Genomic DNA, 16,265 nt, shown 5'->3' on the forward strand with positions numbered 1-16,265 from the left:
TCACAGGTTTCATTGGACTTAACATCTGCTGTTATGTGATATCGGTGAGTAAGTGGGATAAAGTATATAACATATGATAAACTAATTATATAATCTGTAATAAAATTGAAAAATTAAATCAAAAATTAAATTTAGTAGGAAAAATGAAAATAACAATGTCCAAAATATCTAAATTGTGTAAATTATCTAAAATACTAAAAAATTGTACTAATAGGTAACTAACAATATTAAATAGGCTGAAAATATGGTTTCTCAAGATAAAATATTAACTGAATTCTATAAAAACGACGGTATTCTGTCTACTAACGATTTAAAAGAATTAGTAGGCGTTTCAAAACATGAAACGCTTAGAAACGTTTCAAAATCTATGAATACCCTGATATCTAAAAAAATTGTTGGAAAAGTTAGAGGTCCAAAAAATACCTCAATATACTTTTTAATAGCTCCTTACGAGTTTATCATGGATGAATACGAAAAAAGTAAATTATTAGAAGATTTCTGTATGAATATAGTTCGAAAAGTTGCTTTGGAATATGATAATTGTAAAACTTTTGAAAAAAATGGAACCATTATTTTAAAATATGGTAATTCGTATCAAATAAGAAATTATTTAAAAATTCTAAAATTGATTATGGATTACTTTAACAAGCCTATTAACTACATACTTCATGATAATTACCTATTAGTTACCAAAAATTTACACGTTGAAATTGATGTTTTCAATGTAGAATCGTTAATTTCTGAAATGGATAAAACACTTGAAAAAAATAAAAAAGGATTAAATTTACTTAATACGGAAGTAAAATATACATTTACTCGTAAAAAATCATACGAAGAATAATTTAAGCTCAAAATTAAAAAATAAAATAAAATAAACTAAAATAATAATTAATAATAATTAATAATAATTAATAATATCTATTTTATATTTAATTTATGATTTAAAGTATCTAAAAGACCTATACAGCCAGTAATCATTACATCACCGCCTGAATAAGCATATTCTCCATAATCTTTGAAAATACGCCTATTAGGTCCTGCGATATAAGTTTTAGATAGGTTTATTGGTTCTAAAGGACAAGCTCCATGTCCCATATCGTTAAAAACTTCTTCATTTGTTAAGGTACAACTTTTAAGTTTTTCATTATACTCCAATAGTTTTTCCCTAGTCAACATATTAGTATGATGTTCATACAACCCGTAAATAAGATTATTTTTAATTGAAACGCCCAAAGTGTGACCATTTCCAATGTCCAATCCAATATATTCGTCTATTTTTTGCTCAGTTGCATAATTCATAATTCCACATACAGATGCTATTTTGCTATCCATTGCAAAACCTTTGTAACCTTCGCTGTTTAATGAGTTTAAAATAGCGTTAAATCTGGTAAAATAACCTGTTTTTTTCTCAAAATAAAAATCGTAGGGATTTCTTGTTTCTCCGAGTTTTTCTTTAAAGTATTTAAACCGTGTTACCCTATCACTTTGTCCTTTTACAAAACCGTGGTCTTGGCAAGCTACACATACATAATCAGGTTCGAAATCGGTATTTATAGTATTAAATACACTTTTATACATTTTAAAATCCAAATCCTTTAAAATTACGTTCGGGTTTTCTATTTTATCCTTAATAATAATTCCTTTTGCCCTAACTTGGTCTAAATCATCCCTTATGGTCTGTGCACAGTCTTCAGATATCTCTACAGTGTAGCCTTGTTTTATTTTCTTTAAAATATAGTAGCTTACAGCTCCACCGCCCATTATTTCGCCGTCTATTCTTAAATTTTCCTTAATTTTAGAAATAGTACTGCCCAATATTTGAGTAGGGGAGGGTAATATTAATTTTACGGCATTTTCGATGTTCTTTTCATCATTGTAATATATTATATCTTGGGTGCCGTTTCCAATATCGATGCAAAAAATATCCATAATATCACATTATCGAGTTACTTCAAGTTACTTTTAAAATTTTTATCAAAAATGTTTTCTTTTTTCTTATGAGAAATTATGTTAAATATGTTTTTTACCATATAAATAATATTATGTTTTGTAATCAACGTTAGTTACAAAAACTAAAAAAAAGTAAGTAGAATAAGTTATTTTTATTATTTTATTCTTATTTTATTATTAATTTATTATTAATTTATTATTATTATTTGTTATCTTAATTTATTAGGTAAATAGTTAATTAAACTTAATGGCATACTCAAATGACGTCTTGCAGATGGAGGTACTTCATAAAATCCCTCCCTTAAATTCCTAACTACTTGTATCTTGGGAATCTCATCATATTTTAACCGTTTTCCGCATTTGTTACACTTATAACCACTGGATATACCTTTAGATTTTAATGTACCGCCACATTCACACTTTTTAACCTTTTCATAGATATTATTAAGCTTTACAACGTTTATTTTTTCAATATTTAACTGATAAGGCTCTTCTCTTATAGTACCATAAACAGTTATTAAATCGCCGATTGCCAATTCCCTTATTATATGCCTAAATTTTTTGGTTGGTTCGTAAGCCATACAGTTTATACTACCAGTATTATCCGATAATTCAATTAAAACGTGCCCACCACTTATTTCCTTAAATTCCTGGGTAACACAACCGGATAAAATCGCCCCTGTATTTTCCTTAGCATCTGCGATATTCATTAATCTTAAATGCTGGTCGGTACCCTGATTAGTCCTAAATATCATAAATTTATCTATATTTTCACATTCTATGATATCTTTAGCTTTTAAAACTATTTCCTTTGAAACTCCACGTACGCCATATAAAACAGGGCATTTTGTATTTGGAGCTATGATATTTTTGTTATTGTCTACGTTATTAAAAGTATAGGGATATGTGAGCTTATCCATTTCTACAACTGAACTATCGAGTACATAACGTTCAGTACCCCATTTATCCTTTTCTCGATATGCCAAAAGTTCGTATGTATATGTTTGATTTTCTGCGAAATATGAAGATATTGAACCCAAAGAACCGATAATACCGAGCCCTTTTTTATATTTCACGTATTCGGCGCCAACCTTTTTTATAATTTCTTCTGCTTCATCCAAAGTTACAATTTCAATAAGTACCCTATTGTAGTAATTTTTTAAAATTGCCTTTTTCTGCCTTGTTAATTTTGAATTTATTAACACAATTCCTGGATTTGTGGTTGAACAATGAAAATCGGTGTATTTTTCAACAAGACTTGTAACTAGTGTTTTCACTTCTAAATATTCGGATTTTGACAATTTGTAACTTTCCTCATTTATTTCAGGATATAATTGTGATTTAATAGACCTAATGGATTTAGTAGGTTTTGGAGATTTAATAATTGTTTTTTCCGAATTTTGTTCTTTTTGAGATTCCGTTTTAGATTCGTTTTCAGCTTCCTTTTTGCCGATGATTTTAAGGCAAACTCCCCCATTTCCACGGGTTTTATATTTTACCATGGGGTTCATTCTTATTAAACGAGGTTCTTCAAGTATATAACCCAATTTAAGTAGCTCTTCTACAATTAAAGTACCCACATATGTTGTACAGTACTTCTCTCTACTGTCCGTATCATCAATTCCGATATACATCAAATCACCAAGTAAAATAGAGTTTTAAAGGTTTAAAGTTTAGATTTTAAGGCTTATATTTTAGTTATAGGTATATTTTATCAATTTGTTTTAATGACCTATACTATACCATATTATGTTATCAAATATTATAATATATTGTTTACCATAATTTTGAATTTGAATTAAAATTAGTAAGTTTTAAAATATCATTTATTGTACTCTCAGGTATTGTATTTAAAATCATTTTCTTATTTATTTTATTATTTTCAGTTCAATATTTTTAAGATATTTTTAGTTATTTGGATAATGATTATATTAAATTCATATTATATATATCTATATTATCAAAATATAGTACCATTTAATCTTAAAAAAAGTTAAGATGGTTAAAATATTTAAAAAAATAAGGTTATTTTTTCTTTTTTATGATTTCAATCTCTTGTTTTTTAAATACGATTGTGTCATTTTCCACATCTTTATCGATTATTGAATTTGCCCCTATCCAAGAATTACTACCTACTTTTACTCCCGGCATAAATGAAACCTGAATACCCGTTTTTACATTGTCACCCATTATAGTCCCCATTTTGCGCGTACTTATTGTCGGAACTCCCTTTATATTGACTTTAGGAGGTTTGTCATCAAATCTCAAATTTGCGGTAATGGTATTACATCCAAAATTACAGTTTTTGCCGATAACACTATCTCCAACATAAGATAGGTGAGGGATTTTGCTACCCTCCATAATTAGTGTGTTTTTAATTTCAGAAGAGTTTCCTGCGTGAGTATTTTCCATAAGTACTGTGTAAGGTCTAATATGAGCTAAAGGTCCAATATCAGCACCTTTTTTTATGATACTAGGCCCTTCAATTACCGTATTTGGCCTAATTACTGCTCCTTCTTCGATTACAACATTTCCAACAATTACAACGTTTTGCTGAATTTCTCCTTTAATATCTGATTTTATATTGTTTAAAAGCTCTTTACTAGCTTTTAATACATCCCAAGGCCTACCAATATCGTCCCAGTAGCCTTTTATGGTTATCGCCTTAATTTGCTGTTTTTTGATTAATTCATCTATTGCGTCAGGTAATTCAATTTCATTTCTACTAGAAGGCTTTAAATCTTTTAAAATATCAAATATGTCTTTTTTAAATCTATAAATACCTGCATTAACCAAATTTGAATTTAAAGAAGGTAATTCTTCCTTAGGCGGTTTTTCAACTATTTTTAAAATGTTGTTATTAGAATCTGTCACTATAACTCCAAAGTTTTCAGGATTGGAAACCTCCAAAGCTCCAATATAATTTTTAGAATCGTCAATATTATCATTTAAAAAACTATTAAGGTCGTCTTCAAATACTATGTCTCCATTTATAACAAGAAAATCATTTAAATCTTCATAAGTACCTTTATTATCTAAATATTCCTTTAACATTAAAACTGCGTGACCAGTCCCTAATTGTTCTTTCTGCTCTATAAAATGAATACTATGGTTTTTATATTCTTCATTTGAGTTAAAAAATTCAACTATTGCTTCTTTTTGATAACCGACTAATATGTAAATATTATCTACAAAATCCTTTACTTTATCGACCAAATGTGCAACTATCGGTTTTCCAGCTATTGGTATCATAGGTTTAGGCGTATTATCTGTTAAGGGTCTTAGACGTGTTCCTTTTCCAGCGCATAATATTAAAACATCTAAATTATTTTTGGATATTTTTTCTTGATTTTCTTGATTTTCTTTTTTTGACATGATTTACCTTATTACTGTTAATAGTTTTAGTTTTAAGTCATAATATTAAGTATTATTTATTCAAATTAATATATAAGTTATAGTATTATAATTATTTAGTAGGAGAATTAATCAGTTCAAAATCTGATTTATTAAGTAATATTGTTTCTCCGCAAGAATCACAGTTTACAACAACATAATCTGTTGTTTCTTCCATTATATTCGTTAAATCTAGTTTTAATCCACACTTGCATACAAAACCTATTAATTTCGCAGGGTTACCCACAACTAAACCATAATCGGGCACATCTTTTGTAACCACACTTCCTGAGCCCACCATTGCGTAATTACCGATTTTATTATTACAAATTATCGTTGCATTTGCTCCAATACTTGCCCCTTCTTTTACAAGTGTTTTTTCAATTTTCCAATCAGTATTAAAAGCTCTTGGGTATAAATCATTTGTAAAAACCATGTGCGGACCTAAAAAAACGTTATCCTCTATTTCTACGCCCTGATAAACACTTATGCCATTTTGAATCTTTACGTTACTTCCTATTTTTACATTTACGTCGATATAGCATCCTTTTCCAACATTGCAGTTATTTCCTATTTCACTATCTTTTCGTACGTGGCAAAAATGCCATATATTTGTATTATTGCCTATTTTTGCGCCTTCTTCCACTATTGCTGTTTCATGAATCATTTTCCCCACCATATAATCTTAAATTCCTAATTATCCTTTTTTATTATATATCGAGTTATAAATATTACATAATAATTATAAACTATAAATTATTATCATATAAAATATGTTATTTATCTTAATACACTTTATATTTGATATATCAATTATTCCATAATTAAATAATTACACAATAATATTATGAACATATTTCCTTAAATGTGTTTATAAAATAATTTATATTGTGAATTAACAATATATCACATAATAAGAGATAACTTATAAAGTTAGTTAATTATATGTTCAAATTGACGGTGATAGTATCAAAAATTACAAAATAAATACGGAAAAAGAATTTAATTTGGAAAACATCAAATCAATTACGGAAATGAAAGAAATCGTAAATAAATTACAGAAAGAAGGTAAAAAAATTGGTCTTTGTCATGGTACCTTTGACTTACTTCACCCTGGGCATATCAAACATTTTGAAAGTGCATCCAAACTTTGCGATAATCTTGTCGTATCCCTAACTTCCGACCTTTTTGTTAAACTTAGGAAGGGAGACAATAGACCAATATTTAACCAAGATTTACGGGCATATGCTATTGCTGCATTGAAATTTGTAGATTATGTTGTGATTAGCCCTTATAAAACAGGCACTGATGTAATTAAAACGTTAAAACCTGATTATTATATTAAAGGTCCTGATTATATTGGTAAGCAAACTCCGGGTATTTTATCCGAAAAGGAAGCTATTGAATCTACAGGGGGGCAACTTAAATTCACAGACGATGTAAAATTATCCACAAGCGGATTGATAAACCACTTACAAAATTTAAACCGTAAAAAAGTTTTATTACTACTCGATAGGGATGGCACAATCATAAAAGAAAAAAACTTTTTGGGGAAAAACAAAGATTGGAAAAATGAAGTATTATTAAAAAGGAATGTAATTGACGCCATAATCCAATTACAACAAAAATACGAAGTTAAAAATATAGTAATATCCAATCAAGCCGGCGTTGCCTGGAACTATTTTGATTGTAGTACTGTAGAAGCTGTTAACGAATATATAGCCTCATTACTTAAAAATGAAGGTATAATTATTGAAGATTGGCAGTATAGCCCAGTTGTAGATACTGAATACGCAAAATTAAAGGGCATTGAAAACTTTGATAGCAATTTCATTGTAAAAAAAGAAGATTCTTGTAGAAAGCCGAATATCATGATGGTTAGTAAAAGTTTTAAAAAATGTAATCTAAGTATCGAAGATTTCGACTATTGTTTTGTAATTGGGGATAGAAAAGACGATGAATTACTGTGTGAAAATTTAAAAATGGAGTTTCATGAAAAAATTGAATTTATAGATGCTAAAAAAGAATATGATGAAATAATGGAAATTTTTAAAAAATCTATTAAATAAATAATAATACTAATAATAATATTTTATAAAAGTATAAAAATAGTTGACATATTTAAATATCATTCTTTTTTCTTAATACGAGCATTGTTCCATTTGAATATTTACCATATATTACATCGTCATACTTATTTTTAAGTTTTAGAGGTAGATTATTTCTAAATATCAATTCAAATTTGTCAATTATATATAAAATTAATTGAATTGGTAACGTAACTATATTAAAAACTAATTCATAAAATTTAATTACCAATTTATAGAGTTTAGGGCTTATTAACTTTAAAGGCAAACTAATAATTCCGAAGATTTGATATAAAAAGGAATAACATATCAAAAAAAGGGTTGAAAATATCGTACCTCTAGATTCATAATATATTATTTCAAAATTATAACGATTTGCAAGCTCAAATAATCCATATTTTGTACAATGGAAGTAATTATAGGGTTGCATGTGTGAAGGGTATAAAAAAGGCGTCGTTAAAAGTAACAAACCGCCTTTTTCCAAGATTTTATTTAAGTTACCAAATGCCAATTCCAAATTTGGCACGTGCTCTAAAACTTCAGTACATAGTGCAATGTCATATTTTTTAGGCAATTTTAAATTTTCATCAGACAGAGAACCTTCCAAATTAATTTCATCCCTTTTTTCAAAATTTTTGTTGGAATCAGGGTAATCGAAAGTAGTATATTCTTTGACATATTCTTTAAATAATATTTTATAAGGTGCATCTCCTGCACCGATATCTATCATATTATTATCAGTACTAGATATGTATTTTAAAGATTTTTTTATAAAAGATAAAACGGGGTAATTGGCGTATGCCATTCCATTTCCCCAAGGTTTTACATATAAATTATCCTTAGTTTTAATAAATCCGGATAAAAATTCCATTATTCCACCAATGTCTACTAAATATATTAAATATATAAAATACAGATGTCATTAAATAATAAATTAATGGCTCTTTAACCATTTTGCTATGAAGTGACCAATTATGCTATGCACATCTTCACAAGCTTCCATATCAAAAGAATTGACGTGTAGATTATATTTTGATTTTTCTTTTAACTTGCCACCGTCATATCCACTAATACCTATAGTAACCATACCAATCTCATTTGCGTAATCAACCGCTTCTATGATATTTTTACTATTACCAGACCCTGATATAGCAATTAATATATCCTTTGGTTCTGCCAGGTTTATCAATTGCTGTTTAAATACTTGATTGTAATCCGCATCATTTGCAATTGCCAATAAATAAGGCATTTCAGTAGTAAGTGAATGAACCTTATATCTATTCTCTTTATTGTTAGATTCCCAGTCTTTAACTGCTCCTTTTGATAAATCACACATGTAATGTGCTGCAGTAGCTCCACTACCCCCATTACCTGCGATATATATCCTTTGGTTATTTTTTATAGAATCTTTTAACGTATTTAGAATATCAGGACTTATTTCAAGATTATTTAATAATTCTATTATTAAATTTTTATATTCTATCCATTCCATAATTTCACCTAACATATTCTATTTAGTTTTTGCAATTAGCATTGATTATAAATTAAATTACTCGTCTTCTTTAAAATTATTAATATTATAATATGTTACAAATGGAGTGTCCCCCTCTGAAAATTCGGTTTTTGGTTTAAATCCATAATCTTTTAATATTTTTTCACATATCGGATAGGTTCTCTTATTCACACCAATGTTATGATAAGATGCAATAGCCATATTTTTAATAATTTTATTGTCAAAACTTTTTTTCGAACCTTCTAAAAATTCAATTTCTGCAGATTCTATGTCTAACTTAATATAATCCACAGATTTAAGATTATATTCATCTACAAACTCGTCAAAACTAACAACTTCAATTTCTTCCTTAAATTCATTATCATATAAGTTTTTTATATTTCCTGACGAACCATCGCCATATAATTTTAAAGTACAAGATTTATTGTATAATCCTTTATTAACTAAAACTACATTATCTAAGGAATTTAATTTAATTAATTCTTCTATTTTATCTTTATTATCATTATTAGGTTCAAAAACATATACTTTTCCAGTTTTTCCCACTAGATATGATAAATAATAGGTTAAAGCACCTGTAAATCCTCCTCCATCTACTACAATATCCCCTTCTTTCGGAATGTAATGTTTAAAATATTTATACATTGCTGACTCAGTATAATATAATGCAAATTCTAAAGGATGGATTTTATTACCTAGTTTAACATTGAATCTCTCCCCTAAATGTTTAAAACTTAATGTATTAGTTTTATAACAATATTTATAGTCAATTAAACTTTTTAATTTAATATATAAATAAGGGTTGTTTATTTTTACAAATTGGTTTCTTAAGAAATTTAGTAAAGTTATATTCATAATATCACTCTTTATGATGCATACAATTTAAAATCATATCTTTGGTTATACTTTCTTTATTACCCATAATTCCCACAGCTATTGCACCAATAACGTTTGCGAATTTTGGAATATTCTTTGAATCTTCATTTAAATAGTTTGCAATTGCAGTTAAACAGAATGTTGCATCCCCAGCACCGATGGTATCAACTGTATTTTTTGTAATAGCACTATCTTGATAGTAATTTGTACCATCACAGTATAGGCAACCTTCTTTACCCAATGTTAATAATACATTATCAAAATTATGATTTTTAATTAAGTCGTCGAGTAATTCTTCATAACTCTTTAGTCTATTTTGATAAATTATCCGTAATTCAAGCGTATTTAATGATAAAAAGTCCGCCTTGCTAAATTTAGTAATTGGATTAAATCCATAGTTACCACTATTCGTTTGAACATTTATTGCAAGATATTTTTTGCAACCTTCAAGATATTGTATTATGTTTTCAGTAATCATCCCATGTCCAAAATCATTTACCAAAATTACATCGATATTTTTATGTTTAATAATTTCATCTAGTTTATCAATTATTTTAGCTTCCAAATCTTTTGAAATAGGTTCATCGTTTATAAATTCTACTTTAAAAAGCTTTGAATTTCTTACGGGTTCTAAATATCGTCTTTTAACAATTGTTGGAGAATTTTCTTTTACAAACAAATTTAAATTAATTTTATTTCCGTTTTCGTTTTCCAAAACATTATTACGTATGAATTCTTCATGAGAATTAGTTTCACCGATAAGGGTTACTACATCTACAGAATTTACGAAATTAGAAAGATGCTTCGCAGGTGCAAGAATACCGCCCAAATACATTTCGTCGTATTCGTATTGTGTAGAAAGCATAGGGTCTTTTGAAGCCCTACCTTTTGGAGTTACAAAATAATACTGGTCTAGTATCGTTTCTCCGATTAATAAAACGTTTAAATCATTAAATTTTTTAAGGATTTCTAGGATATTAAAATTACTAGTGGTACTATCCATCATAAAACCTCTTTAATGTATTATAAGTACAAAATCCATTCTTTAGTAAGATTTTGATAAATTTGCAACGTAATGGCCATACTAATTCATAGTTATGCCATTGTTAATTACTATATGCTTACTTCCCAAGGTACTTAAACCATGACTTTGTTGCTTTTTCAATTTCTTCAGGAGTCCAAAGAGGTGCTTCTTTCCAATAATCTATATTATCAAGCATTATTTGTACGCCATCTTCAAAGCTAACTTCAGGTTGCCAATTTAATTTTTCAGTTATTTTATCAATATTTGCGTGTGTTGAATCAGGTTCCCCAGGTCTCTTTGGTATTTGAGTCTTCTTATCACTTATAAGTCCTGCTAGGTAATTAACAGACTGCGGTTTACCAGTACCTACGTTTAAAACTTCGCCATTTAACTCAGAAATTGCTGCCAATAAGTTAGCTTTTGCAATGTCCGTTACATACGTAAAATCACGGGTTTGTTCCCCATCTCCAACTATTGTGAGTGGTTCATCTTCAAGCTTTTGTTTTAAAAATACCTTGAAAACTGCCCCATAAGTTCCGTTTGTTCTTGCACGGGTTCCATAAACGTTAAAATACCTTAATGAAACTGCAGGAAGCTTATATAATTTATTCCAAAATAAAACATACTCTTCGCCAATGTATTTGGTAAATGCATAAGGATATTCCGGTCTTATATTATCTTCTTCAGATGTTGGATAGTTATCAGGTATTCCATAGCATGACGATGATGCACTATATACTAATTTTTTAATATTGTATTTTCTACAGGCCTCTAAAATCCTAACGGTTCCTGTAACATTTGCTTCATGGTATTTGATAGGTTCTTCAATTGAAGGAACGATATCTGCAAGTGCCGCCATATGAAATACGTAATCAACATCTTTAAAAATTTCATCGTTGAAGTCTTTTGCAATATCAATATTTTCAAAATGATAATTTGGATTATCTTTAAAAATTTCAACGTTATCCAACTGACCATTCGCCATGTTGTCAATTGCTATAACTTCATAGTCATTTTTTAATAATAATTCAACCATATGACTACCGATAAATCCTGCTCCGCCAGTAACTATTGCTTTCATAATAAAATCTCCAACATATTAATTATTTAAAATTACTATACCATTAATAATGATATTATTATTCAGTTATAAACTCAATTAATGAATTTACATTTATTTTTTTAAATAATGTATTGATATTTTGGACATATACTTCATATAATCCATTATCTTCGATATATTTTAACTTATTGCTTAGTTTAGATAATTCAGTATATTTTAGGGATACGCCCAAATCTTCGTTATTATTGTTTACAAATTCATAGACTGCTTCTAATTCGGTATTTGCAATTATAGGGAGATTGGCGCAACAATAATCGTATAATTTATTTGAAAATGCAAGTTTTGCAGATAGATTGTAAGGAATATTTTTATCATTTCCAAATAATTGAATACCATAATCGTATTTTGTAATCTCTTTTATTAATTCGTCATGTGAGAGCGCCCCCTCATAATGGAAATACATATCTTCTTTTTCTATTTCTTTAAATCTGTCCAAAGTTTCTCGACTTATCTTGGAATAAATATGCAAATGTATTTTTTGATTGGTTATTTTTGGATAAAATGTATAAAATGATTCATACATAATTACATCTTCTAGGAACAACCCCCCAACATAAACTAGATGTATTTCCCCATCTTTTTTTGAAAGTTTTATATCTGGATTATACTCTTGAATTAGATTATTATTTAAAAATTCTCTAAATAAATATTCTGACTTATTTTTTATTTTGGAGTCATAAAATGGCAAATACTCTAATTCATTTGATAGACCCTTGTGAATAATTTTATCCGATTTTAAAAACATTAATTTTTCCAATAATAATCCAATATTGCATTTTAAACGATATATTGGGTCACCCGGTATTTTACAAAAGTGACTTATATCGTATGGAAAAAATATTTTTTGGTCAGCTTTTGAAAATAAAAAATATGGAGCAACAGTTATATTCCTAGAAGAACATGTGGCAATTACGACATCATACTTTTCTCCAAAAAGCGCTTTTTTTAAGGAATCCAAGGGGGATGAAACACCGTATAAATCCACATCATGGTCTTCCAAAATACATTTAATCTTTCTAGAAACAATACTACCAGAAAGAAGTTCTTGAGGGTAAATAAGTAATATTTTCATAAAATCACTGAAATCAAGTTTTATATCGTTAATAAAGTACCTACTAATTTAAATTAGATTATCAATTAATTTAATACACTCTATTAATATATTATATATTTAATCTAAAAAATACTCGAAAATTTATTTATATTTAATATTATATAATTTTTCCAGATTTTTCAAATGCCTAATTGTAAATCCATCTTTTAAATCATTATCTAAGAAATTTCTAAATTCCTCGGAGTTATAATACCAATAAATTGGGTCGTAATATGAATCTTTTTTAATTACTGGTTTTTTTAACTTATTATTTGTACTATCAATTACTCGATTTTTAAATGCATGAAAATACTCCCCAAATCTACAAACTTGCGGTGAATGATAACAATTAACACCCCAACCGGATTTATTCAATTTTGCATATTTTGAAAATCTATCTCTTAAGTATTTTTTATAAAGTTCATGTTGAGTTTTTATATTATCATCAATTTTTATGGAAGTTTCAAACATTCTGTATGCAAAGAAAGGATGAATAAACTCGGCAAAGCTCCTACTAGTTAAAGTACAATATAATACATGCCTATGCACTCTTGTTAGAAATTGAAAGTGAATATATATATCCATATAATTCTCATAATTTATTTCTTCTTTAATTTGATCAACTTCTCTTTCCACGATTTCGCGCAAATTTATTTCTTTAAAATCTCGATATTTTTCTTTTAAAGCTTTTTCTTTACCTGCACCTAAATTTTTCAAGATTCTTTTTACACAATCGTCTCTTGTTTTTATCTCGGCTGTTAAATCTCTTAAATAAACTACTTGTTCGAAGATACTTTTGGCATCAAAATCCAACCTCAGATAAAAAGTACCTCCTAAAACTGCATCTCCTGCATAACCATTATATAAATATTTCACATTATTATCCAATAACCAGTTTTTATAATTAACCATATTATGATATACTAGTGATTTTTCAAATCCTTCCGTTATATTATAATAATCTTCTACATTATTCAATATATCATTATGATTTAATTCCATATTATATAATTTTTCAGAAATTCCGCTCAAATCTACTGCTTTTTTAGCGATTATCACATCTAAGCTATTTTTAGGACCCATATTTATTAATTTAGGCTTTAAATTTAATCTTTCCATTTGTGCAAGTATATACCTTGAATCAAAACCCCCTGAAATCATTAAACCAATGTTTTTAGAATATTCGTTCAATATCTTTTCCTGTGATTCGTCAAATATATCAAATATTTCTTTAAATTCGTTTTCTGTTATTGTCTCTTTTCTATATTTTTTTGAATAATCATAAGTATAATATCTTGAAAATACGATATCATCCGACCCTAAATCAATTGTTATTTTTCTACCTTGTCTCAAATACATTATTTCCTTGTAGAATGTATAATCACCTATTAAATATCCTGATGAAGCGGAAAAATATTTTCCTACGCTATCTTCTGTCAATATCTTTTTAAGAGTTTTTAAACGTTCAATAATAGGTTTCATTTTTGAAGAAATTATAAATATATCATTATCATTGTAATAAAACATTGGCAACATTGCAAAAATATCATTATATATATCTATTGAATTTTCGTTAATATTTACGATATTAAAAGCACCATAATCTATATTATTTGTATCCGCGGGGTTAAAACGCTTTTCCTTAGGTAATATTTCCCCATTTAATATAGATAAGTTAATAGACTCTTTTGGATTCCTAACTATAGAATCATTTTTCCAGTCAAAATCGTAAAAAAATATAGAATATTTTTCAGAAATTTCTTCAAATGGATTATTTGGAACATATAATTTAAAATTTGGTTTAAAATTTTTAGGATTTTTTCCATCTTTAAAATATTCGAGATACAATTCAGACATGTAATCACCCGATAATCTAATTAATATATTAATAATAGTTTAGATATAAATTTAATTGTATGTATCACAAATATTATTAACATATATTAATTTTTAAAACTATTGTACATTTTTAACAATTTTTCAACTTGTTTATTCCACGTATAATTAGGATATGCTTTAACAGCATTTTCAGATAAAGTTTTATATAATTCTTTATCAGTTTTTAATTTTAAAATTGTTTCTTTTACAGATTGTTCGTTAAATTGCACTGTTAAACCACAATTATTTGTTTTAACGACATTTGCCATGTAACTGCCTTCTATCACGATGATTGGAATTCCTAAACACATCGATTCAAATAATTTATTAGGAACAGAAATCATATTATTTTGTATGGAAGGGTCATAAATTGCAAAATTTAAACTATAATCATTCATTTCTTCTAAAAGCTCCTTATGGGGTAATTCACCTAAAAATTTTAAATAATTGCTTTTTTCACATCTCTTTTTTATTTCATTTTCTAAAACGCCAATTCCTGCAATTGTCATTTTTATATTTAATTCCTCGCAAATATCCATCATTTCTAAGATATACCGAGTTCTGGACAATACTCCACCGTAAAATACCATGAATTCTGATTTATCAGTTTTTAACAAGATATTTGGAGAATTTATTGAGTTACTAACAATTGTTATCTTTTTAGAAACTTCAGGCATTCTTTTAGATAGTAAATCTCTAACGTATTCTGTAGTAACTATCAAAGTATCAGCATTTTTCATAAAGATACCATCTAGTTTTGAAATTATTTTAGACAAATTTGGATTATTTTTTTCAACAAAACTCTCGTACAAGTCGTGAACATCATAAACCCATTTTATGCGTTTATTTGTATCTTTACTTTTTATACCTTGTTTCTTTAAAATATATCCTAAAAAAGCAGTGTCAAAATCATGTGTATGTATTGCGTCAAAATCCAATTTCTTAATTATTTTATAAGCTTTTTTATAGAAAATAGGCAATGTTTTTATAAATTCCTTCATATTTCCGTAAGATGCCCTAACAGGAACCCTTATAATATTTATACCTTCTTTTGTAGTTTCAGAGGGATTTTTGCATTCTCTATCCCATGCAACAATTGTTATATCGTGTCCCGCTTCAATTAAGGCTTTTGCTTCTTTCAATATTCTAGGGTCGTTGGTTACCGGGTTTGTTGCAGTCATTAATATTTTCATAATTTCATTCCTTAATAGCTTAAATACTCATAATATATGCAGTATGCTAGTTTATATCATAATAATTTATTACTTTAAGATATTAATAAGTATTGTTTTAAATTTAAAGGTAAATTAAAAATGAATATTAAAAGT

At 27.5% G+C, this 16,265-nt stretch carries 13 protein-coding genes and 1 pseudogene; 2 read left to right on the plus strand and 12 right to left on the minus strand.

The annotated features are described in order from the left end of the window. Positions 1-244 precede the first annotated feature (244 nt). Positions 245-841, plus strand: a complete 597-nt coding sequence (locus M2325_RS04430) for a MarR family transcriptional regulator (protein ID WP_209590904.1) — start codon at positions 245-247, stop codon at positions 839-841. A 77-nt stretch (positions 842-918) separates the two neighbouring features. Here M2325_RS04430 and M2325_RS04435 read toward each other — a convergent pair whose 3' ends face one another. The 4 genes from M2325_RS04435 to M2325_RS04450 form a co-directional block, all read right to left on the minus strand. Next, entirely contained in the window at positions 919-1,929 is a 1,011-nt protein-coding gene (locus tag M2325_RS04435) for a DUF1786 domain-containing protein (protein ID WP_259051551.1), read from the minus strand. Between the two features lie 230 nt (positions 1,930-2,159). Further along, positions 2,160-3,584: a tRNA(Ile)(2)-agmatinylcytidine synthase gene (locus M2325_RS04440; protein WP_259051552.1), complete on the minus strand. Its 1,425-nt coding sequence runs from the start codon at positions 3,582-3,584 to the stop codon at positions 2,160-2,162. Between the two features lie 391 nt (positions 3,585-3,975). Beyond that, on the minus strand, positions 3,976-5,325 hold the full coding sequence (gene glmU / locus M2325_RS04445; protein ID WP_259051554.1) for a bifunctional sugar-1-phosphate nucleotidylyltransferase/acetyltransferase: 1,350 nt from the start codon (positions 5,323-5,325) through the stop codon (positions 3,976-3,978). A 91-nt stretch (positions 5,326-5,416) separates the two neighbouring features. Then, a complete protein-coding gene (locus M2325_RS04450; RefSeq protein WP_209631774.1) occupies positions 5,417-6,010 on the minus strand; it encodes an acyltransferase in 594 nt (197 codons plus the stop codon). A gap of 340 nt (positions 6,011-6,350) precedes the next feature. On the opposite strand from M2325_RS04450, the gene M2325_RS04455 reads away from it, so the two are divergent. After that, positions 6,351-7,412 carry a pantoate--beta-alanine ligase gene (locus tag M2325_RS04455; RefSeq protein ID WP_259051558.1) on the plus strand — a complete coding sequence of 354 codons (1,062 nt, stop codon included), beginning with the start codon at positions 6,351-6,353 and terminating at the stop codon, positions 7,410-7,412. 52 nt (positions 7,413-7,464) lie between these two features. On the opposite strand, the gene M2325_RS04460 is transcribed toward M2325_RS04455, so the two are convergent. The 8 genes and pseudogenes from M2325_RS04460 to aglA all read right to left on the minus strand — a co-directional run bounded on the left by M2325_RS04460 (position 7,465) and on the right by aglA (position 16,130). Further along, entirely contained in the window at positions 7,465-8,301 is an 837-nt protein-coding gene (locus M2325_RS04460) for a class I SAM-dependent methyltransferase (protein WP_259051561.1), read from the minus strand. Between the two features lie 63 nt (positions 8,302-8,364). Next, entirely contained in the window at positions 8,365-8,922 is a 558-nt protein-coding gene (locus tag M2325_RS04465; RefSeq protein ID WP_259051571.1) for an SIS domain-containing protein, read from the minus strand. Positions 8,923-8,979: 57 nt separating this feature from the next. Then, the gene (locus M2325_RS04470; RefSeq protein ID WP_259051573.1) at positions 8,980-9,798 is read right to left on the minus strand and encodes an FkbM family methyltransferase; all 819 of its coding nucleotides are present in this window, start codon (positions 9,796-9,798) and stop codon (positions 8,980-8,982) included. Positions 9,799-9,802: 4 nt separating this feature from the next. Then, a complete protein-coding gene (locus M2325_RS04475) occupies positions 9,803-10,822 on the minus strand; it encodes a PfkB family carbohydrate kinase (protein ID WP_259051582.1) in 1,020 nt (339 codons plus the stop codon). 118 nt (positions 10,823-10,940) lie between these two features. Continuing rightward, positions 10,941-11,924 carry an SDR family oxidoreductase gene (locus M2325_RS04480; protein ID WP_259051585.1) on the minus strand — a complete coding sequence of 328 codons (984 nt, stop codon included), beginning with the start codon at positions 11,922-11,924 and terminating at the stop codon, positions 10,941-10,943. A 58-nt stretch (positions 11,925-11,982) separates the two neighbouring features. Beyond that, a complete protein-coding gene (locus M2325_RS04485; RefSeq protein WP_259051588.1) occupies positions 11,983-13,038 on the minus strand; it encodes a glycosyltransferase in 1,056 nt (351 codons plus the stop codon). Positions 13,039-13,161: 123 nt separating this feature from the next. Continuing rightward, the gene (locus M2325_RS04490) at positions 13,162-14,916 is read right to left on the minus strand and encodes an asparagine synthase-related protein (RefSeq protein WP_259051601.1); all 1,755 of its coding nucleotides are present in this window, start codon (positions 14,914-14,916) and stop codon (positions 13,162-13,164) included. A 198-nt stretch (positions 14,917-15,114) separates the two neighbouring features. Continuing rightward, a pseudogene (gene aglA, locus M2325_RS04495) lies at positions 15,115-16,130 on the minus strand (GDP-2-acetamido-2-deoxy-beta-mannuronate glycosyltransferase AglA). Positions 16,131-16,265: the final 135 nt, after the last annotated feature.

It is taken from the genome of Methanococcus voltae PS (genome assembly GCF_024807035.1).
Lineage (GTDB): Archaea > AGJL01 > Methanococci > Methanococcales > Methanococcaceae > Methanococcus > Methanococcus voltae.

Coding starts and splice junctions, on each gene's coding strand:
- M2325_RS04465 (WP_259051571.1), bottom strand. CDS start 8,922: ATGGAATGGATAGAATATAAAAATTTAATAATAGAATTATTAAATAAT.
- M2325_RS04460 (WP_259051561.1), bottom strand. CDS start 8,301: ATGGAATTTTTATCCGGATTTATTAAAACTAAGGATAATTTATATGTA.
- M2325_RS04440 (WP_259051552.1), bottom strand. CDS start 3,584: ATGTATATCGGAATTGATGATACGGACAGTAGAGAGAAGTACTGTACA.
- glmU (WP_259051554.1), bottom strand. CDS start 5,325: ATGTCAAAAAAAGAAAATCAAGAAAATCAAGAAAAAATATCCAAAAAT.
- M2325_RS04480 (WP_259051585.1), bottom strand. CDS start 11,924: ATGAAAGCAATAGTTACTGGCGGAGCAGGATTTATCGGTAGTCATATG.
- M2325_RS04435 (WP_259051551.1), bottom strand. CDS start 1,929: ATGGATATTTTTTGCATCGATATTGGAAACGGCACCCAAGATATAATA.
- M2325_RS04490 (WP_259051601.1), bottom strand. CDS start 14,916: ATGTCTGAATTGTATCTCGAATATTTTAAAGATGGAAAAAATCCTAAA.
- M2325_RS04470 (WP_259051573.1), bottom strand. CDS start 9,798: ATGAATATAACTTTACTAAATTTCTTAAGAAACCAATTTGTAAAAATA.
- M2325_RS04485 (WP_259051588.1), bottom strand. CDS start 13,038: ATGAAAATATTACTTATTTACCCTCAAGAACTTCTTTCTGGTAGTATT.
- M2325_RS04450 (WP_209631774.1), bottom strand. CDS start 6,010: ATGATTCATGAAACAGCAATAGTGGAAGAAGGCGCAAAAATAGGCAAT.
- M2325_RS04430 (WP_209590904.1), top strand. CDS start 245: ATGGTTTCTCAAGATAAAATATTAACTGAATTCTATAAAAACGACGGT.
- M2325_RS04475 (WP_259051582.1), bottom strand. CDS start 10,822: ATGGATAGTACCACTAGTAATTTTAATATCCTAGAAATCCTTAAAAAA.